An 18675-nucleotide genomic window follows, 5' to 3' on the forward strand; every position below is an offset into this window, starting at 1 on the left:
GTTGCCAAATTGTATCTAAACGTACGATTTTCTTTTTTCTAAATGAGAGTCTTGCCTTAAAGAAGATGAAAAGTTAATGGATGATTACCATGAATATATAGATAAAGTTCATCCATATATTTGTAGAAAGGAGGAATTCAAATGAAGAGAGATGATAATAAGATTGGTCACTTTATATCTGAAAAAGGAAAGGAAGATTTTCAAATTGCCTACGATGAATCAATGGCACTCCTTCCAAAACCTAACGAAACGAAAGATATAAAAACTAAATATGGCACAATTCGTGCTTATTACTTTACTAAAGAAGAAAACAAACATAAGGAACCCATACTCTTACTCCCTGGACGCGGTGCATCTACTCCAATGTGGGGCCCAAATTTAGAAGGGCTAAGGGAGAAAAGGCCTGTTTATACGATAGACTTACTCGGTGAACCTGGGATGAGTGTGCAAACGAAGGTGATTGAAAACCAAAAGCAACAAGCAGAATGGCTAAATGAAGTAATTGAAGGATTAGGTTTAGAAAAAGTGCATATCGTGGGTGTCTCCATTGGAGGCTGGACAACAATGAACTTGGCTAGATATAATCCTGAGCATATTGCTACGGCTAGTTTATTAGATCCAGTCTTTGTATTTGCGCAAATATCCATAAAAATGATTCTGGCATCTATTCCAGCTTCCGTTCCTATTGTACCTAAGTTTTTAAGAGAAAAGATGTTAAGCTATGTTTCTGGAGGAGCAGAAGCAAGTGACGATGAGCCTATCGCTAAGTTAATCGAGTCGGGTATGCGTAACTATAAACTGAAAACACCAGCGCCTGATTTATTTAGTAAAGAAGACTTAAAAAGTATTGATATTCCAGTGCTTGCACTTATGGCTGAAAAAAGTACAATGCACAATTCGGTAAAAGCAGTTGAAACTGGAAAAAAATACGTTAAAGATATTGATATAGTTAATTGGAAAAATGCATCTCACGCAATCAATGGTGAGTTCTCTAACGAGGTTAATGCTAGGATCCTTGATTTTGTAGAAAAGCATTCTAAGGATAACTAAATTGAAGGTGGAAAATATGTTGTCATAACAACTTCATCTCTATATAGCTATTTAGGGGGGGGGGTATTTTTGCACATGTTAAAATTTTAGCTTGATGGGCATGGAACATGCCCACAATGTATAGTTTCCTTCTTCTATTTTCATGAATATGTATAATTACATAAAATTTCAGTGAAAAAGAGAGTATACTTTCGTATTGTGTAATAAAGATAAAGCCCGCCTACGGAAATAGGTGGGCTTTTTTTACTTATAAAGAAAAGACAACCTGTAAGGTGTCTTTCTTCGATTTGAAACATTTTACTAGGTTAAGTTTTTGTGATAATGAACTCTTTTAATTGGAATGAACCTACGCAGTACATCACTTTATTCTTAAGCATCATTCTCAACAAAAGTGAAGATTTTCATTATCTTTTTAACTACAAAGGGTAATAATTTAGAAGCTAAAAATGCAAGTACGAAAGCAATTCCCCATGTTTTCATCCATGATTTGAGAAATAAAGCTGTATATCCAACATTCATTGAAACCATGACGAAAGAGATAATACTAGATATACCTAAAATCATAAAGATATTAAAAATTATTGGTTCGAATTTTTTATTGATTTTCAAAATTAACACCTATTTTCTATATATGCTTTGCTACCCGATTTCACCAACATCTAATCTTACAGTTTGAAATCTAGGTTGTCCAGTTTGTTTTACTTTTCTGCGATAGCAATATTATATGGAATAGAGTTTCACCATATTGCTATTAAACTAAAATTTTAAGATTGCACCTAAACGAAATTTATAGTATCGAAGTTCATTATGGAGGGGGATGTAATACTACATCTTACACTTAAACTGCACATTGCGTATTTTTTATGAAGAAAAGACACTCATATAAAAGTGTCTTTTCCGATAGTTTTTTAGCAGAAGCAAGCAGCTCCAACGATGATTAATAAAATGAACAATACAACTAATAAAGCAAATCCTCCAGCGAAGCCACAGCCACCACAACTACCACCAAAGCCCATAACAGTTCCTCCTTTTAATAGGAAGAGAAAACCAAGGGGTCACTCATGTGTTTTAACGGATTCCATTTACTTTATGCTTTTACGAATGAATGGAGCAGGTCCTTTTCAAAATAGATTTATCCCGCTATTTGTCGGGGAGTAAGACCTCGATTGATGAGGGCAGAATATATTCTTAGAAGGAATTCAAAGGCAAAATAGGAGAGTCTATATCATTCTTTAAAAGCGAATAAATGAAAAATAAAATATCCGAAAATATAGATAGAAATCCGCTTTTATACCTTTCAATAAAAGAATACTAGCATTATATATTATAAGGAATACTTGTCCTTAATTGTAAATGAAAGGGGGGAATTGGTATGAGTTATGGCTATGGTCACCCTCCAAAAAAATACTGTGAACATCATAATGAAACTTTATCAACGGGTATATTACGTAGACATTCCGCTACGTTATTTCTTACTGTGGATGCTATGAATGTTGATCCCGACGATACTCGTAGAGTAACTGTTGAAATGTTTGATTGGTCATCTGGTTCTCCGGTATTGTTACCATTAATAGACCCTTCAACGCAAACATTGCCACCTAATCGATATGTTACTTTTCGTTCAGCAGCTCTTCCTCCAGCACTTTTTGCTTATGAAGTAAGAATCATTCGTCCGAAAGATAGAGATGTTGTTACGAATGTTTTTGGTCTTAGTGCAATCGTATTTAACCCACAAGAAGGAAATAATGTTTTACAACATGATTTAGCAAAATTAGACCTTAAATAGCTTTTATAAAAGTCTATTTATTGAGCATGATTAAAAAAAGAGTAGGATGTAATCCTACTCTTTTTTTTACGTTAACTAGAATTTTAAAAGAAATCCTTCATCATTTTAGCATCTTTAATATTCACTATCACACCTTCTACCTTATCTTTCTTCTCATTTTTAGCGATTGTAATTTGTTCCTTATTATCAACCCATACAAGAAATTCTTCTTTTGAGTCATCTTTATATGTAACGGTAATAGTAGAATGTGCAGATTCTCTCTTTTTTTGATCTAAAGTGATTGTTTTAGGTGTTCCATTTTGAACTGCTGAAACGATAGATTTTATCATTTCTTCGTTATCTGTTTGAGATTTGGAAGTAGTATGATTTGTTGTTTTTAGTATTTCAATGTCTGAAATATTTGCGGAGTTTAATTGAAAGGTATGTTGTGTGTGTTCTTGCTTAACTTGTGAAGCTTTATCTGTAGCCGAGGTGCTTGTACAACCTATTAAAGTGAAAGATAGAGCGGTTAGAGCGCATATAGATATGATTTTTTTCATAGTATCCCTCCTTGAATTTAATTATAACAATTTTCTGTTAATTTAGGTAGTTATTGTAAGGGGGAGATGTTTTAAAGTGGTAAATGATGTTGTTCATTTTCTATTAAAATTAAAATTCACATAATTTTTTTCATATTTTATGTTTAACATTTCGAAAATAGGTGTACTACATATAATATAACAAATAATTCATTTTAAAGGAGGAAGTTAAAGATGGAAACGAAGTATAGTAAACCTTTTGTATATGAATTTATTACGGAGAAAGAGGTCATGAATGCGGCGAATGATCTAGTGAAGAAAGGAATAGAACAAAAAGATATTTACGTGTTAACACATGAGAAAGAGAGGACAGATAGAATCGCAGATAATGCAGACGTGAACACGATTGGAATAAAAGAGGAAGGACTTGGGACAAGCATTATTAACGTCTTTCAAAAAACAGGAGATCAGTTAAGAAATAAAATGCAAGAGTTAGGGCTTAATGAGGAAGAAGCGAACTTTTATGAAGAAAAGCTGGATGAAGGAAAAATCTTGTTATTCGTTAAGGATTTAGAAAGAGTCGGTGAATGGTTACAAGAAAGAAGATGCATGTATTCTATTTAATTTTGTACCCTTTACATCTATAAATCTATTACGAAAAGGAGATGGGAAATATGAGTGAGAGCGGGCTGAAAGAACAAATTACTGGTAAAGTTGAAAAGAAAAAAGGGCAATTAAAAGAAGGAATTGGTGAAGTTACAGAAGATAGAGAGTTGAAAAATGAAGGGAAGTGGGAGAAGACGAAGGGAACTATAAAAGAAAAAGTCGGAAAAGTGAAACAAAAGATAAGTGATGGATTGGATAATAAAGAATAATACATGTTTATCAAGCTTTGGTTAAACACCAAAGCTTGATAAATCCATTATAAAAATATATAGGGGGTCTAATTGTGGGACTTATTATTACGTGTATTGTAGGTGGACTTATTGGTGCGTTAGCTGGAATGATTACGGGAAAAGACTTTCCTTTAGGTATAGTTGGTAATGTGATTGCTGGTTTGATTGGATCTTGGGTAGGTAGTGCGTTATTTGGTCATTGGGGTCCTGAATGGGGAAGCATTTTTGTTCTTCCAGCGTTATTAGGTGCAATCGTCTTTATTTTAATCGTTACATTCTTCTCTAGAATGCTACGGAAAGCGTAAGTATGATAATGAATAGTAATCTTAAGTTTATTATATATAACTATAAAGTGAATGAACTGATAAATATACATAAAAAAGCATCCAATTAAACTAATTTGGATGCTTTTTTAATGTAATCTACATAGAAATGAGCGGGGGATGAAGAACCCCCGCTTATTAAAATTACACTTTCTATCATGTATTAAACCATCGTTACTTTTTCACAATTATTTATTCTTACGACTTGCCTCGGTTCTATATGATATAGGTCCTCGCTATTACCTATATCAACTACAATTGTATTTGTTAGTATGTTAATAATGGAACCAACTAACGTTGTAGCATGATCGTGTCGATAAGAAAATTGAACAAAATCTCCCTTTTTAAAGTTGTGCTCTTCCATAGATAGATCCCCCTGAAAATAATGTTTATACATTATACATACACAAATTTATAAGTTTTAAACATTCGGTAGTATTTTTTAGGTGTTAAGCCAAGAAAGGTGTAGAAAATTTATTTATAATGAAAATAAAAAAATATGTTTAAAACTAATTTTTATGGGTAATTAAATAGTAAATGTTTGAGATAAGGGGGCGGAAATGATGAATTTGGAAATAAATATTTTGCAAAATGATGTAGGTTATACGGTACAACTTAATGGTGAGATTGATGCGTATACAGCATCAGATTTAAAAAATAAGGTAATGCCTATTACAAGCGAAAAAGAGGTTCATATCGTAGTAGATTTTCATAACGTAGATTATATGGATAGTACTGGTTTAGGTGTTTTTATAGCGCTATTAAAAGCAGTTAAGAAAAATGATGGAAAACTAGAGTTTATCGGTGTATCTAAAAGATTAAAAAGATTATTCGATATTACAGGGTTAACAGAAATATTAAACTTGAATTCCGATTTTGAAAAAGTAGAAAGAAGGTGACTAGGGATGATGGAGAAATTTGAAAAGATAGAAATGAAAATTCCTGCAAAGGCAGAATATGTGGCTATTATTCGTTTAACAATGGCTGGTGTTGCGAACCGAATGGGCTTTGCTTATGACGATATAGAAGATATGAAAATTGCTATTAGTGAAGCTTGTACAAACATTGTACAACATGCATACAAAGAAGATGTTGGAGAAATTACAATTGTCTTCGGGCTATATGAAGATCGATTAGAAATTATAGTTGCGGATAATGGGGTTAGCTTTGATTTTAATAGCTTAAAAAGGAAAGTTGGTCCGTATGATATTAGTAAACCAGTAGAACATTTGCCGGAAAATGGTTTAGGTTTATATTTAATCAATACATTAATGGATGATATACAAATTATGCATGATGAGGGCATGACAGTTTTAATGACAAAATATATACAAAGAGAGCAGGTGGAGAATGATGGAAATCCAATCTCAACCTACAACTCTTACTAAAGAAGACGTTATTAAGCTAATTGCAGAATTCCAACAAAACCAATGTAATGAAGCGCAGGAAAGGTTAGTTGATCATTATAAAAATCTCGTATATTCCATTGCATATCGCTATTCAAAAGGCGGGCCGATGCATGAGGATATTATACAAGTAGGGATGTTAGGGCTCTTAGGTGCAATAAGAAGGTATGATTATTCGATAGGGAATGCTTTTGAGCCTTTTGCAATACCTACGATAGTAGGGGAAATAAAGAAGTATTTACGCGATAAAACTTGGGGCATTCACGTTCCAAGACGAATTAAAGATTTGGGTGGGAAAATTAAACTTGCGATAGAGGAACTAACAGATCACCTGCAACGTTCACCGAAGATAATAGAAATTGCAAATCATTTAGGACTATCGGAAGAGGAAGTTCTAGAGATTATGGATGCGAAAAATAATTATCGAGTATCTTCCTTAGATGATGTAGTTGAAAATTCATCTGATGGAAGTTCGGTAGCGAGAATTGAATCTGTAGGTGAAGTAGAGCAAGGATATGAAGAGACAGAAAGGCGTCTCGTTTTAAAGGATATTTTTAACGTATTAAATGATACGGAAAAGAGTGTTATTCATTATATATTTGGAGAAAATTTAAATCAAAAAGATACAGGGGAACGGTTAGGTATTTCACAAATGCACGTTTCTCGTATTAAAAGACAAGCGATAAGTAAATTGAAGCAAGCCGCATTTTTAGATACATAAAAATTTAAAATAATTATGTTTAAAACATGAGAAAAGGGGTACTTATTAAGTATAGGAGGAGATATGAAAATGTCACACGATGTGAAAGAACTAATCGAAGGATTGAATGAAGATTTAGCAGGAGAATACTCAGCAATTATTATGTATAACCATAATGCAGCTACAGTTTCTGGTATATATAGACAAGTGTTAAAACCTTTCTTTGAATCTGAAATTAGTGATGAACAAGGACATGCCCTATATTTAGCGGAGAAAATTAAGACGCTAGGTGGTACACCTACTACGATCCCTTTACCAGTGAAACAAGTAGAAGATGTTAGAGAAATGTTAGAATCCGCTAGACAATCAGAATATGAAACAATTAAGCGTTATGAAACGAGAAAAGAACAGGCAGCGAAATTAAATATGACAGAGTTAGTTGTAAAACTAGAAGATATGATTGCAGATGAAACTAATCATATGGAAGAATTAGATCGTCTTTTAAATGATAAAGCAATGGTGTTAAATTAAAAGTAGAAATTTATAGAGTGAAAGAACAAATTCCTATTTCTAGGGGTTTGTTCTTTTGTTGTATAAATATGTTTGAGTAAGAAATTTTCATTTTGTAACTGAGTATGTAATACTAGAAAAATAGAAAATGATAATAGATTTACATTTTAAATAAGAAAAGGGGAAATAACTTGTGTCCATTTTAATTGTTGATGATAATCCGGTTAACATATTTGTAATTGAAAAGATTTTAAAACAAGCCGGATATCATGATCTTGTATCGCTCAATTCTGCACAAGAGCTCTTCGAATACATACAGTTTGGAAAAGATTCTTCCAGGCATAATGAAATTGATTTAATACTATTAGATATTATGATGCCTGAAATTGATGGACTTGAAGTTTGTAGGCGATTACAAAAAGAGGAGAAGTTTAAAGATATCCCTATTATTTTTGTTACAGCTTTAGAGGATGCAAATAAATTGGCCGAAGCTCTTGATATGGGGGCAATGGATTATATTACGAAACCTATAAATAAAGTTGAACTATTAGCACGTATGCGTGTAGCGTTACGCTTGAAATCAGAATTAAATTGGCATAAAGAACAAGAAGAAAATCTTCGGAATGAACTAGATTTAGCTACGCAAGTACAAAGAAACTTATTAAGTAGCCCATTAAGAGAAGATCATATAAAAATTGAAGCAAGTTACTTACCTTCATTTAAACTAGCTGGAGATATGTATTATTGGTATAAAATCGATGAAAATCGCTACGGTATTATATTATTAGATGTGATGGGACATGGTGTATCTGCTTCATTAGTTTGTATGTTTATTTCGTCTGTATTACGTGAAACAATTAAATGTTTAATTGATCCAGAACTCGTTATTAAAGAATTAAATAAATATATGACCCTTTTACATAATGAAAATGATAATATTCCTTATTATTTTACGGCGATATACTTAGTTGTTAATACAGAAGATAGAACAGTTGAATATGTAAATGCAGGGCATCCTTCTGGATATGTTTTAGTTGATGAAACAAATGTAGTTGAACTAGATCGCGGGAGTTGTGCCGTAGGATTTTTTGATGAAATAAAAGTTAAAAAGACAGTTATACCTTTTGAGAAGAACGCTCAAATATTATTGTTTACAGATGGTGTTCTTGAAGCAATTGCAAATGATGAATTTGAGTCTGAAGAGAAATTACGTACTTTTACAGAAAGAAAATGGGGAGATTTAGAAGGCGAGATAGAAGGGTTTTACAAGGAAGAACAAAAGAAAGCGCAATCAGATGATATGTGTCTAATTATGATACAAACGAATGCGAAATAAAAAGCGTATGAAATCCAAACAGAGGATTTCATACGCTTTTTATCCCGCATTAACGGGCAGTAAGACTCCTACCAAAAAAATTAGTCTGAAGCAAAGAAGGTAGGTGGGAGTCAACTGCCCGTAAATGCCCGATTGGTGAGGGCTGATAATCAGTGGGGGATACCCCCACTGATTAAAGTTTCACTTTATTGTATTTTTTGATAAATTTGTTCACTAGGATTAAATTGGGTATAATGCGGCATTATATTTGAAAAACGAAGAGTTTCTTTATTTCCTAAACATAGAAATCCATTGTGACTTAAGCTTTCATAAAATAGTTGCTGCACTTGATTTTGAAGTTTACTTGTAAAGTAAATTAAAACGTTACGACAAAGTATAATATGAAACTCGTTAAAAGATTGATCGGTTACTAAATTATGCTGTGCAAAAATAATGTTTTGTAACAGTGAAGGATTAAAATAAGCAAAACGATTATCTGTTGAATAATAGTTAGAAAATGCTTGTGTACCGCCAGCTTGTAAATAGTTTTTCGTATAAGTTTGCATTTTATTTAAGGGGAGGATGCCTTGTTTTGCTTTTTCTAACACATTTGTATTCATATCTGTTGCGTAAATAACCGACTTTTCACTTAATCCTTCTTCGTGAAGTAAGATGGACATCGATAATACTTCTTCACCAGTTGCGCATCCAGCATGCCAAATTCTAATTTCAGGTTGCTTTTTCAATTCGGGAATAACATGCTCTCTTAGCGCTTTAAAAAAGGCAGGGTTACGGAACATCTCAGTTACATTAATCGAGAAATCATTTAATAATTGTTCTAAAACCCCTTCCTCGTGAATTACTTTTTCAATTAATTTTGAAATGGTTGGGATATTAGAGAGCTGCATTCGATTACAAATCCTTCTATAAATAGATGTGCGAGCATATTGGCGAAAATCAAATCCTGATAGTTTAAATACCGCTTCCAATAGTAATTCAATTTCTAAGTTCGTGCGCTCATCCGTATCTACTGATGGATCAAAATTATAATACTTATTTTCCACTCCAACTAAACCTCACTTATTTTATTAACCATACACTCATTACCGAATAGAGTTGATGTAGGTTTAATGGTTTACTTATATAATCTGAAGCGCCAGCAGATAAACATTTTTCCTTATCATTTGGCATTGCTTTAGCAGTTAATGCGATAATAGGTATTTCATGTAACCCTAAGTTCATTCGGATATTTTCCATCGTTTCATAACCGTCCATATTAGGCATCATAATATCCATTAAAATAAGGTCAATATTTGTATTGCTTTTTAGTATTTCTAAACACTCTATGCCGTTTTGGGCAGTAATAATGTTGGCATTTTGTTTTTTTAATGCATTTTGTAACGCAAATATATTTCGATGATCATCATCGACAATTAAAATGTTTTTCTCTTGGAAGACGTTATTTGTTTCGGTAGTAACGATAGTTTCTTCAACAACTTCAGCAGGAATAACATCTTCTATCGTTGCTGCGACTTCTAAATTGGAGAACTGTATATCATGTAATCCATTTGGAAGGTTAGGAATATATACCGTGAAAGTACTACCTTCTCCTACATTACTCTCTAACGTAATCCAACCACCTAACAATCTAGCAAACTCTTTACAAATAGATAAACCTAGTCCTGTACCACCATACTTTCGAATCGTTGCTCCATCTGCCTGTTGAAAGGCTTCGAAAATAAGTTGATGCTGTTCTTTAGCGATACCAATACCAGTATCTTTTACTGAAATTGTAATCCAATCTTTACTTATAGACTGCATATCATGACTTAAATTGGTTGTTTCTATTGAATCGAAATGTAAAGAAACGGATCCTTTTTCCGTGAATTTAAATGCATTGGATAATAAGTTTTTAATAATTTGCTCAATCCGTTTTGCATCTGTATAAAACAGATCAGGAATCGTATCACTGTCTTCAATAGTAAATTCGACATTTTTTTGTGCATCTATATGTAAAAAGTTTTGATGCATATTGGCTGCCATGTCACTTATGTTCGTTGCTTCAAAAATGATGTCTAGTTTGCCTGCTTCTACTTTAGATAAATCTAGTATGTCATTAATTAAAGTAAGTAAGTCTTTCCCTGATGAATGAATGACGGTTGCTAATTCAATTTCATCGTCGGATAAATTGTTATCATGATTTTCTCTTAACATTTCAGATAATAGTAAAATACTATTTAACGGTGTGCGTAATTCATGTGACATATTTGCTAGGAACTCAGATTTGTATTTTGAGCTGCGTAACAACTCGCTTGCTTTTTCTTCTAATTCTGATTTGGTAATTTGTAAGTCAGCTGTCTTCTGCTCAGCCTCTTCAGTTCTAGACTCTAATTGTTCATTCGTTGTTCGTAATTCTTCTGCTTGCATTTGTAGTTCTTCCGCTTGCGTTTGCAATTCTTCTGATTGAACTTGCAACTCTTCTGTCATTGCTTGTGATTCATGTAAAAGAGTTTGAATTCGCATACGTCCCATAATGCTATGAATTGTTAAACCTAGATTATCAACGGTTTGTTGAATTAAATCTTGATGTAAATCTGAAATCTCAGTTACACTTACTAACTCCATTACTGCGATCACTTCATCCTCAAATAAGATAGGGATGACTAGTAGATTTTTAGGACGTATTTCTAATACTCCACTAGTGACATAACGAAACTCTTCGGGTATGTCACTGAGAATAAAACTTTTCTTTTCTAAGGCAGACTGTCCAATGAAACCTTCACCCATTTTAATGGATTGTTTTCCAATATCAGCACCTTGATCGGCGAAAGAAGCTTTTTTCACATAGTAGACAGTTTCTTCATATTCTTCACGTACATAAAATGCACCGCAAGAAGTTTGCGTTTTTTGTATGATGCCACTAAGAATTTTTTTACCTAACATCTCAATAGAAGATACACCTTGATACATTAAAATTAATTCTGCAAGCTCAGTTTGTAACCACTCTCTTTTTGATATTTCGTCTAGTAGGTGATTTGTTGTATGAGCAAGATCTTTTATTTCATCATGTGTATTTACATGAATTCTTTCCGTAATTTTTTCTTTAGAAGAAATGGATTTAATAGCTTGAATTACATTTTTAATCGTTTTTGTAATGGAATTCGAAATATAGAGTGAAACGATAATAGAAATACAAGAAAGTAAGAACAATAAACTGTATAACCAAATCTCTAATTTATTATTTTCAATATCTAATTGTGCAGCTCTTTTTTTCGTTAGTTGCTCCTCAGTGCTCCGGAAGTTAGTTAGCTGCGACTGTAATGACTGAATTTGAGTCGTGTCAATTGTTTGTACATTATTACTATTATTATTTGTAATGAGTGGGTGAATCTCTTTATTAATCCAACTAGTAATGTTTTCGTTAATCTGTTTTAATTTTTCTTGCTGAGAGGGGTTATCCTCTAATAAAGAAAAAAGATCTTGATAATGTTTTTCGTAATCCTTTTCCGCAGAGTTAAGGGACTGCACGTAATTAGGGTTATTAGAAATGATAAACCCTTTCGCTTTATTTTCAATTGTTAGTAACTCTTTCTCCACTTGATTCGTTAAATTGAGAACTTTAAAATCATGATCAATAATAAAATTACGAGATTTTTGTAAGTTGGAAATCTCATTGTTTAACATAATGAAAGAAACAAGTAAGAACAAAATGATAACTAAATAACCAGCCATAATTTTGTAGCGAATACTAAATTTTGCTTTCGAGTTCATTAAAAATTCCTACCTTCAAGGTTATTAAAACTTTTCTATTTTAAAGAATGAAAAACGTAATATATATTATATCAGTTTTCATAAGGCCAAACTAGAAATCCCCCTATTGTATTAGGGGGTTCTTTTTTTATAGAGGAAATCATTTTGAAATATAAAAACATATATGAAAGGTAGTAAAAGAGGGAATAGAGGATAACAAACATTCTAAGAAGGGAAGAGTGTTCTTAAAGCTCTTTTTGCATCTATTCCTTCAAAAATAAATAATATAAGATCTTTCTTTTTTACAGTAAGGAAAAAGGATACTAGAGTGCTTAAATTTTTGATTGATGTCATTGTTCCATGTTTACTTATAAACAAATTAGCTTGAAATGTTGTCATTAAAGCATAAAAATGATGAATCTGAGTTATTGTAGGTGTTTCATTATAAGAAATAGTAGTAGAGTGAATGGCGTTCATCGTAATATTCCTTTCCATATAGTAAGCATAACAATATAAACATACCCGTTTTAAAAAATGTTAAACATATAAATAAGAAAAAATATAAGTATAGTTTTTTTACGTTTAGAAAAGGTTAGGAAGGGTATACATATACTACAAAGAGATTGACTGAAGATGAATTGTAAGATGTCTATGTTTAGTAGATTAGTCTATCAAAATATACTTTTACTTTAAATAAAAAGGAGCCTGGTATACATGAATGAAATGATGATTGATATTACATTTGATTTAATTTACTTGTTAAGTAGTTCACTTGTAGTGCTTTTACTATTCGCTTTCTTCGTAAATGGTTATGTTAATAAGAAGATTAGTGTATACAGAAATGAAGAAAAATAAAGATACATTATATAAAACTTTAGGAGGTTAATAGTTATGGATTTAGATAGAAAAATAGTAGGTGTTTTTAGAACAATTGATGATGCGGCACTCGTTATTAATGAATTAAATGATAAAGGATACTCAGCAGATAACATTTCAGCTATTGCGAAAGATCAAAAGGAAATTGAACATCTAGAAGAAAAATCGGGTGAAAAAGTGAATAGCGAAACTGCACATAAAGCAGATATCTTTTCAGCGACAGGGCTTGTAGCTGGAGGGGTAGCAGGCGGGCTTGGTGGTTTATTAACAGGTCTTGGTGTACTTGCCGTTTCTGGAATGGGTCCAATCGTAGCAGCAGGACCGATCGCAGCAGCTATTGGAGGAGCCGGTATTGGCGGTGGAGCTGGAAGTTTAATAGGGGCATTTATCGGCTTAGGAATCCCTGAAGACCATGCTAAGAAATATGAAGAGTATATTTACGATGGAAATATATTAATTTTAGTAGATGCAAAATTAGATGATAAGTTAGAAATCTATAAAATATTTGATAAGCATAATGCCTATAACTCTGATTTCTTTAAATAAAATATAAACAAAGTGAATATCGTTTTTTGATCTTACAACTTTGGCGCGGCCGAGGAGTCGTATGACTATAAGAGAGGAAGGGCTTATAGTAAAAGATCAAGTTCTATCATGTTATTTAAAAGGGAAGAGGTGCCTTTTCGTGATTGTAAAAATATTAAAGGATAGCAGTAATAGTTTCCTTTGTACAGTTCAAAACAAAAATGGAGACCAGTATGTGAAAAAATGGTTTAGTAAACATGAAAATAACAAAGAATTAGGGCGACCAACTTTTAAAGAAGTAGAAAAGGATTGGAAAGAAAATAGAGAATCGTTTATGTATCCCAATATTAAAGCACTTTATTAAAATTAAACATAATGCGCGCTTTATTATTACAAAACTGTCACATTCCTGTAAGGTAATTCAATGGATTAGATACTTTTTCCATGTCATAATAAAGACATAAGAAAGCTTATCAAAACTACAACTTATTAGGAGAGTGTCAGTCATGATTGTAACAACAACGTCTGGAATTCAAGGTAAAGAAATTATTGAGTATATCGATATTGTAAATGGTGAAGCTATTATGGGTGCAAATATTGTCCGCGATTTATTCGCTTCAGTTCGTGATGTTGTCGGTGGTCGTGCTGGTTCTTATGAAAGCAAGCTAAAAGAAGCTCGTGATATCGCAATGGATGAAATGAAAGAACTCGCAAAACAAAAAGGTGCGAACGCTATCGTAGGTATTGACGTAGACTACGAAGTTGTTCGTGATGGAATGTTAATGGTTGCTGTAAGCGGTACAGCTGTACGTATATAAGTAAATAAAAAACAGGCTCACCCCTTGAAGTTTATGCTTTGAGGGGTTTTTTTGTTTTTAAGTTGTAGAAGTAAACTCCAGTTGCAAGGGTAAAATGAAAAAGAGACAGTGATGCTACATATATGTAGTGTGAGTGCAAACTTTATAATAAATAATAAAGTTGTTATTTGAGATGATGGAAGAATTAGTGGTATAAATAACTTTATAGATAATAATCAAAATAGAGAAGACAGAATGTTCATGGATGGAATGGTTAAGGGAATTTTCCAATCTGTAATAAAAAACGGAGGTACTGAGAACGTTTTACAGATGTCTACTACATAAAATTTATAATGGATTGGGGGCAATTTTTATGTTTTGGTTAGGATGTTTTTTAGGATACATTGTAGGTTCTATTATTACATGTGCGCTACTTTACTTTGGATATAGATCCAATGAAAATAAAAAAGCGGATATGCAAAAGGTGGAGGAGAGGAAAATCAATAAAAAAGGTGTATAGTAGGCGAAAGGTAAGGTGATAGTGTTGATACAAAAATAAAGGACAGTACATATTGTATATGACTACTATGTACTGTTCCGCTTATTCTTTTTGGATTATGAGAGGTTGTTTCCTGTCTTGCTATAAAATTTATAGGCAAAAAAACCAAATAAATAGCCTATTCCGGATCCTAAACTAATTGAAAGTAGTGAGAAATCTGGGGAAAACATGCCGAAAATCAAACCAATTATACAGCCGACAAGCATTCCTATAGGTATGAAACTGTCTAATAACAGTTGAGCTTTTTGAGATTTTTTCTTACCTAATTTTCCGTTCTTATATTTATGTTCCAATCTTTTAATTACAAATACTACAATTCCACCAACTATTACAACAGGCGCGATTGCCGTGATTAGCCACATGTGAAAATCTCCTTTCACCTTTTAATAGGATTATACCAGATACTTACAATTAGGTGTTCCTAAACGTACTATCTAGTCTATTTAAATGGCCAATCAAAAAGACTCCTTCAATTGTAGTCAATAACCCGTCAAAAAAACTTTCCCTTTCGTTTTCTCCGCAGATTGCACAACATCAACCGCCGTTTTCACATCCACTAAGTCATATGTAGAATGTACTTTCATAAAACGTAATTGCTCATTTTCTACTAGACGAATTAAGTGACGAAAAGTCTCCTGCCATTTATATGCTGACACATCTTTATTCCAATGTCGTAAATGAAATATGTTCGCGTGCACTTTTGCTTTCGTGACAATCTCTGCCCAGTTTACTTGTATTCCTGACAAAAGTCCTATAGTTAAAAAGTGCCCATTGGGACGTAAGGAGAAAGCTAATTCATTTCCATCCGGTCCTCCAATAGAATCAATCGCAGCGTCTGCACCGATCCCGTTTGTTAACTCCATAACTGTTTCATAAAGCGGGGCAGTGGAAGTATCTATTACATGATGAGCGCCAAGCTGAAGTAATTTCTCTGTATGTTTATTATTTCTTGTCACCGCAATGAATCGGAAGTTTAAAATTTGAGATAACTGTGCAAATAGATGGCCAATAGCGGATCCGCAAGCATTTACTAATAAAACGTCATTCCGTTTTAAGTTTAGCGTTTCCGTACATGTAACCCACGCAGTAAGTGGATTAATATACATTTGTGCCGCTGTAAAATCATCAATGGAATCAGGAATAGGGACTACAAAATCAGCTAATGTCTTCACATATTCTTGCCAAGTACCTTCCCCGCGTAAAGGTAACACACGTTTACCGATAAGCTCTCTAGAAACAAAAGCGCCTACATCTTCTACAATACCAACACCTTCATAACCAGGTATGTTAGGCAAAGGGATTCTATGTGCGTATGCTCCAGTGATGGGAATTAAGTCAGATGGATTAATCGGTCTAACTAGCATACGAACGAAAACTTCATTATCTTTCAGTGGTTCTATATTTTTATATTCAACTTGTAATACGTCTTTTGGATTGCCAAACTTATGAAATTGAATGCATGTTCCAAGCAAAGTAATTTGCCCCCTTAGTTTCATTGGGTTTATTATAGCATTTTTGGTTAGGGTGGTTATTTTGTTAGTGATAAATAGGGTTTTTAATTTACGTATTTATCAGAATTTTATAAAATGTGTATATAACTATAAAATGGGGGGGATTTCTTCATGTGTACTAGTTTGACGTTACAAACTAAAAATTTCCAACATCTTTTTGCGAGAACAATGGATTTCACATTAGATATGAATCAAGAAGTAATAATCATTCCTCGGCGTTATCAGTGGAACAATATAACTGGTGAAACGATCCGAGCGAAAAAGGCTGTTGTCGGAATGGGAATTAATTTTGGAGGAAGGGTCATGATGGCGGACGGAGTAAATGAAACTGGTATGACATGTGCAACTCTCTATTTCCCAGGATTTGCTACTTATAGTAATCATATAGATAGCAATAAAACGAATGTAGCGCCATTTGATTTTGTGACTTGGAGCCTCACGCAGTTCAATTCTGTTGAAGAATTAAGAAAATATATTGATAACATTGCCTTTATAGATGTGCCATTACCAGTTTTAGGAATTACGCCACCGCTACATTGGATTTTAGCAGATAAATCGGGAGCGTGTATTGTACTTGAGCCGACAGTTGATGGAATAAAAGTGTATGACAATCCAATAGGAGTAATGACTAATAGTCCGGAGTTTAATTGGCATTTACAAAATTTAAGACAATATATTGGACTTAAATCGCAGCCATTTGCGCCAACTGAGTGGGGAGATGTACCATTAAGTGCTTTTGGCCAAGGTTCAGGAACGATGGGACTTCCTGGAGATTTCACCCCGCCATCAAGATTTGTACGGGCAGCATATGGCAAACAAAACATTCAAAGTATAGAGAACGAAGAAGAGGGGATATCGGCTATTTTTCATATCTTATCAAATTGTGAGGTTCCTAAGGGGGCAGTAATAACAGAAGACGGTATATTAGATAATACGATCTATACAAGTGCAATGTGTATGGAGTCTGGAACATATTATTACCATACTTACGATTGTAGACAAATTATAGCCATTCATTTATTCAATGAAGATTTAGATACAGCTGAGATTAAAACGTATCCGTTCCAGCGGAAGCAAAAAATCTTTTATGAAAACTGATAAAAACACCTCCATTGAATTTGCATACTTAGTATGCGAATTCGGGAGGTGTTTTTCTATTAAGCCGAAGCTTTCTTCATTCTCTCAAGTAAACTAGATAACACATGCGTACGATACGATTCTAGTTTTTTACCTTCATAAGTACGGATACCTAATTTTTTAAGTTCTTTTACATACCAACCTTTGCTTCCGAAATACATGTGATCGCTCCCCTTCAACTTTGTTTTTATTTGTTCTGATTGCATATGGAGGTACAGGTAATATAATGAAGGAAATGAATTTCGCGCGAAAATGGTTAACTTTGTTGCAAAAGACATATATACTAAAGATAGTATACAACGAGGTGGACAAGACGTGATTATAGAGAAGCACGAAATTCAAATTGACCAAATTACTAGCGGTAAAGTGAATATCTTTACTTTCTATAGAAATAGAAAGCAAATTGATGATCATTTTTTACGATTGCAAGAACCATCACTTACAGCAAACTACTTCTTCCATTTTCATTTTGATGCAGAGAGCTTGCATCTACTGCAGGAAGAGTTTCCAGGCGTATATCCGTACGACGGTAGTGAAACGATTCACGACTGGACGGAAAAGATGAAAGCTGAATTGCAACATCAGATCCAAACAGGTAAATGGAATAAACGCGTACGTATTGGTAATCGCATTCTAGATGTGGTGTTTACGTGGTGTGACGAAGATATAGTAGAGTGAAAAAGAAGCGGATGACGCTTCTTTTTTTTAGCGCTGGAATAAAACGAGCTTACCTGCAGTAGATGTACAGCGATGTGTTTTTTCATACAATCCTTTTTCTTGTAAAATAGATTCACCTTTTGCTTTCGCTTCTTTTTCAGTTGCCGCCTCGAATGATTCGTCTAATGCTTTTGAACCATCTTTTTCAAAGACTGTTAGAACGTATACTCCCATGAAAATTCCCTCCAATAATTAAAATCAGAATCTTATAATTATTTTGACATAAAACGCTACAATATGCAAAGAAATATATGACATTGCGTGGTAAAATAGAATGAAACTTTAATCATCGAGAATAT

At 33.2% G+C, this 18675-nt stretch carries 28 protein-coding genes; 17 read left to right on the top strand and 11 right to left on the bottom strand.

The window, feature by feature from the left end; translation table 11 throughout:
- Window positions 1-141: 141 nt before the first annotated feature.
- Window positions 142-1050 carry an alpha/beta fold hydrolase gene (locus tag MRP26_RS09555; RefSeq protein WP_048565187.1) on the top strand — a complete coding sequence of 303 codons (909 nt, stop codon included), beginning with the start codon at window positions 142-144 and terminating at the stop codon, window positions 1048-1050.
- 369 nt (window positions 1051-1419) lie between these two features.
- Here MRP26_RS09555 and MRP26_RS09560 read toward each other — a convergent pair whose 3' ends face one another.
- Window positions 1420-1659 carry a DUF2798 domain-containing protein gene (locus MRP26_RS09560; protein ID WP_000700210.1) on the bottom strand — a complete coding sequence of 80 codons (240 nt, stop codon included), beginning with the start codon at window positions 1657-1659 and terminating at the stop codon, window positions 1420-1422.
- Between the two features lie 299 nt (window positions 1660-1958).
- On the bottom strand, window positions 1959-2066 hold the full coding sequence (locus MRP26_RS09565) for a YjcZ family sporulation protein (RefSeq protein WP_000505670.1): 108 nt from the start codon (window positions 2064-2066) through the stop codon (window positions 1959-1961).
- A 356-nt stretch (window positions 2067-2422) separates the two neighbouring features.
- Here MRP26_RS09565 and MRP26_RS09570 point away from each other — a divergent pair, with 356 nt between their 5' ends.
- Window positions 2423-2836 carry a hypothetical protein gene (locus tag MRP26_RS09570; protein WP_075719446.1) on the top strand — a complete coding sequence of 138 codons (414 nt, stop codon included), beginning with the start codon at window positions 2423-2425 and terminating at the stop codon, window positions 2834-2836.
- 83 nt (window positions 2837-2919) lie between these two features.
- On the opposite strand, the gene MRP26_RS09575 is transcribed toward MRP26_RS09570, so the two are convergent.
- Window positions 2920-3375: a hypothetical protein gene (locus tag MRP26_RS09575; protein WP_053565104.1), complete on the bottom strand. Its 456-nt coding sequence runs from the start codon at window positions 3373-3375 to the stop codon at window positions 2920-2922.
- Window positions 3376-3588: 213 nt separating this feature from the next.
- Here MRP26_RS09575 and MRP26_RS09580 point away from each other — a divergent pair, with 213 nt between their 5' ends.
- The 3 genes from MRP26_RS09580 (at window position 3589) to MRP26_RS09590 (ending at window position 4555) form a co-directional block, all read left to right on the top strand.
- The gene (locus MRP26_RS09580) at window positions 3589-3978 is read left to right on the top strand and encodes a YflT domain-containing protein (protein WP_053565103.1); all 390 of its coding nucleotides are present in this window, start codon (window positions 3589-3591) and stop codon (window positions 3976-3978) included.
- 50 nt (window positions 3979-4028) lie between these two features.
- On the top strand, window positions 4029-4229 hold the full coding sequence (locus MRP26_RS09585) for a CsbD family protein (RefSeq protein WP_053565102.1): 201 nt from the start codon (window positions 4029-4031) through the stop codon (window positions 4227-4229).
- Window positions 4230-4303: 74 nt separating this feature from the next.
- A complete protein-coding gene (locus MRP26_RS09590; protein WP_197241379.1) occupies window positions 4304-4555 on the top strand; it encodes a GlsB/YeaQ/YmgE family stress response membrane protein in 252 nt (83 codons plus the stop codon).
- 181 nt (window positions 4556-4736) lie between these two features.
- Here MRP26_RS09590 and MRP26_RS09595 read toward each other — a convergent pair whose 3' ends face one another.
- On the bottom strand, window positions 4737-4937 hold the full coding sequence (locus MRP26_RS09595; protein ID WP_197241378.1) for a methyltransferase: 201 nt from the start codon (window positions 4935-4937) through the stop codon (window positions 4737-4739).
- Window positions 4938-5133: 196 nt separating this feature from the next.
- Between MRP26_RS09595 and rsbV the strand changes: the two genes are divergently transcribed.
- The 5 genes from rsbV (at window position 5134) to MRP26_RS09620 (ending at window position 8525) form a co-directional block, all read left to right on the top strand.
- Window positions 5134-5472: an anti sigma b factor antagonist RsbV gene (gene rsbV, locus MRP26_RS09600; RefSeq protein WP_002106052.1), complete on the top strand. Its 339-nt coding sequence runs from the start codon at window positions 5134-5136 to the stop codon at window positions 5470-5472.
- Between the two features lie 6 nt (window positions 5473-5478).
- A complete protein-coding gene (gene rsbW, locus MRP26_RS09605) occupies window positions 5479-5961 on the top strand; it encodes an anti-sigma B factor RsbW (protein ID WP_197241377.1) in 483 nt (160 codons plus the stop codon).
- Entirely contained in the window at window positions 5924-6700 is a 777-nt protein-coding gene (gene sigB / locus MRP26_RS09610) for an RNA polymerase sigma factor SigB (protein ID WP_015055091.1), read from the top strand. Before rsbW ends, sigB begins: the two co-directional genes overlap by 38 nt.
- A gap of 69 nt (window positions 6701-6769) precedes the next feature.
- Complete coding sequence (locus MRP26_RS09615; protein ID WP_000017755.1) at window positions 6770-7210, top strand: ferritin-like domain-containing protein; 441 nt, start codon at window positions 6770-6772, stop codon at window positions 7208-7210.
- A gap of 172 nt (window positions 7211-7382) precedes the next feature.
- A complete protein-coding gene (locus MRP26_RS09620) occupies window positions 7383-8525 on the top strand; it encodes a fused response regulator/phosphatase (RefSeq protein ID WP_029442048.1) in 1143 nt (380 codons plus the stop codon).
- A gap of 185 nt (window positions 8526-8710) precedes the next feature.
- Here the strand turns inward: MRP26_RS09620 and MRP26_RS09625 are convergent, their stop codons facing one another.
- The 3 genes from MRP26_RS09625 to MRP26_RS09635 all read right to left on the bottom strand — a co-directional run bounded on the left by MRP26_RS09625 (window position 8711) and on the right by MRP26_RS09635 (window position 12731).
- Window positions 8711-9568, bottom strand: coding sequence for a CheR family methyltransferase (locus MRP26_RS09625; protein WP_000429046.1), 858 nt, complete (start codon window positions 9566-9568; stop codon window positions 8711-8713).
- Window positions 9569-9584: 16 nt separating this feature from the next.
- Entirely contained in the window at window positions 9585-12275 is a 2691-nt protein-coding gene (locus MRP26_RS09630) for an ATP-binding protein (RefSeq protein WP_197241376.1), read from the bottom strand.
- Between the two features lie 204 nt (window positions 12276-12479).
- Window positions 12480-12731 (bottom strand): hypothetical protein, encoded by a 252-nt coding sequence (locus tag MRP26_RS09635; protein WP_000991350.1) that lies wholly within the window; start codon window positions 12729-12731, stop codon window positions 12480-12482.
- Window positions 12732-12968: 237 nt separating this feature from the next.
- On the opposite strand from MRP26_RS09635, the gene MRP26_RS09640 reads away from it, so the two are divergent.
- The 5 genes from MRP26_RS09640 (at window position 12969) to MRP26_RS09660 (ending at window position 14972) form a co-directional block, all read left to right on the top strand.
- Window positions 12969-13109, top strand: a complete 141-nt coding sequence (locus MRP26_RS09640; RefSeq protein WP_001004567.1) for a hypothetical protein — start codon at window positions 12969-12971, stop codon at window positions 13107-13109.
- 36 nt (window positions 13110-13145) lie between these two features.
- Entirely contained in the window at window positions 13146-13676 is a 531-nt protein-coding gene (locus MRP26_RS09645; RefSeq protein WP_197241375.1) for a general stress protein, read from the top strand.
- 139 nt (window positions 13677-13815) lie between these two features.
- Window positions 13816-14019: a DUF4028 family protein gene (locus MRP26_RS09650; protein WP_000635853.1), complete on the top strand. Its 204-nt coding sequence runs from the start codon at window positions 13816-13818 to the stop codon at window positions 14017-14019.
- A gap of 142 nt (window positions 14020-14161) precedes the next feature.
- Entirely contained in the window at window positions 14162-14473 is a 312-nt protein-coding gene (locus MRP26_RS09655; protein WP_000637510.1) for a YbjQ family protein, read from the top strand.
- Between the two features lie 352 nt (window positions 14474-14825).
- A complete protein-coding gene (locus MRP26_RS09660; protein ID WP_166504393.1) occupies window positions 14826-14972 on the top strand; it encodes a hypothetical protein in 147 nt (48 codons plus the stop codon).
- A 95-nt stretch (window positions 14973-15067) separates the two neighbouring features.
- On the opposite strand, the gene MRP26_RS09665 is transcribed toward MRP26_RS09660, so the two are convergent.
- The gene (locus MRP26_RS09665; RefSeq protein ID WP_157418240.1) at window positions 15068-15373 is read right to left on the bottom strand and encodes a hypothetical protein; all 306 of its coding nucleotides are present in this window, start codon (window positions 15371-15373) and stop codon (window positions 15068-15070) included.
- Window positions 15374-15490: 117 nt separating this feature from the next.
- A complete protein-coding gene (locus MRP26_RS09670) occupies window positions 15491-16483 on the bottom strand; it encodes a zinc-dependent alcohol dehydrogenase family protein (protein ID WP_197241374.1) in 993 nt (330 codons plus the stop codon).
- 150 nt (window positions 16484-16633) lie between these two features.
- Between MRP26_RS09670 and bsh the strand changes: the two genes are divergently transcribed.
- A complete protein-coding gene (bsh, locus tag MRP26_RS09675) occupies window positions 16634-17620 on the top strand; it encodes a choloylglycine hydrolase (protein ID WP_071731871.1) in 987 nt (328 codons plus the stop codon).
- A 59-nt stretch (window positions 17621-17679) separates the two neighbouring features.
- On the opposite strand, the gene MRP26_RS09680 is transcribed toward bsh, so the two are convergent.
- Entirely contained in the window at window positions 17680-17820 is a 141-nt protein-coding gene (locus MRP26_RS09680) for a YflJ family protein (RefSeq protein WP_000273536.1), read from the bottom strand.
- A 154-nt stretch (window positions 17821-17974) separates the two neighbouring features.
- Between MRP26_RS09680 and MRP26_RS09685 the strand changes: the two genes are divergently transcribed.
- A complete protein-coding gene (locus tag MRP26_RS09685) occupies window positions 17975-18337 on the top strand; it encodes a hypothetical protein (protein WP_000582776.1) in 363 nt (120 codons plus the stop codon).
- 27 nt (window positions 18338-18364) lie between these two features.
- Here the strand turns inward: MRP26_RS09685 and MRP26_RS09690 are convergent, their stop codons facing one another.
- Window positions 18365-18550: a YhzD family protein gene (locus MRP26_RS09690; protein WP_000539552.1), complete on the bottom strand. Its 186-nt coding sequence runs from the start codon at window positions 18548-18550 to the stop codon at window positions 18365-18367.
- Between the last annotated feature and the right edge of the window lie 125 nt (window positions 18551-18675).

The organism is Bacillus sp. CCB-MMP212 (assembly GCF_022748145.1).
GTDB lineage: Bacteria > Bacillota > Bacilli > Bacillales > Bacillaceae_G > Bacillus_A > Bacillus_A cereus.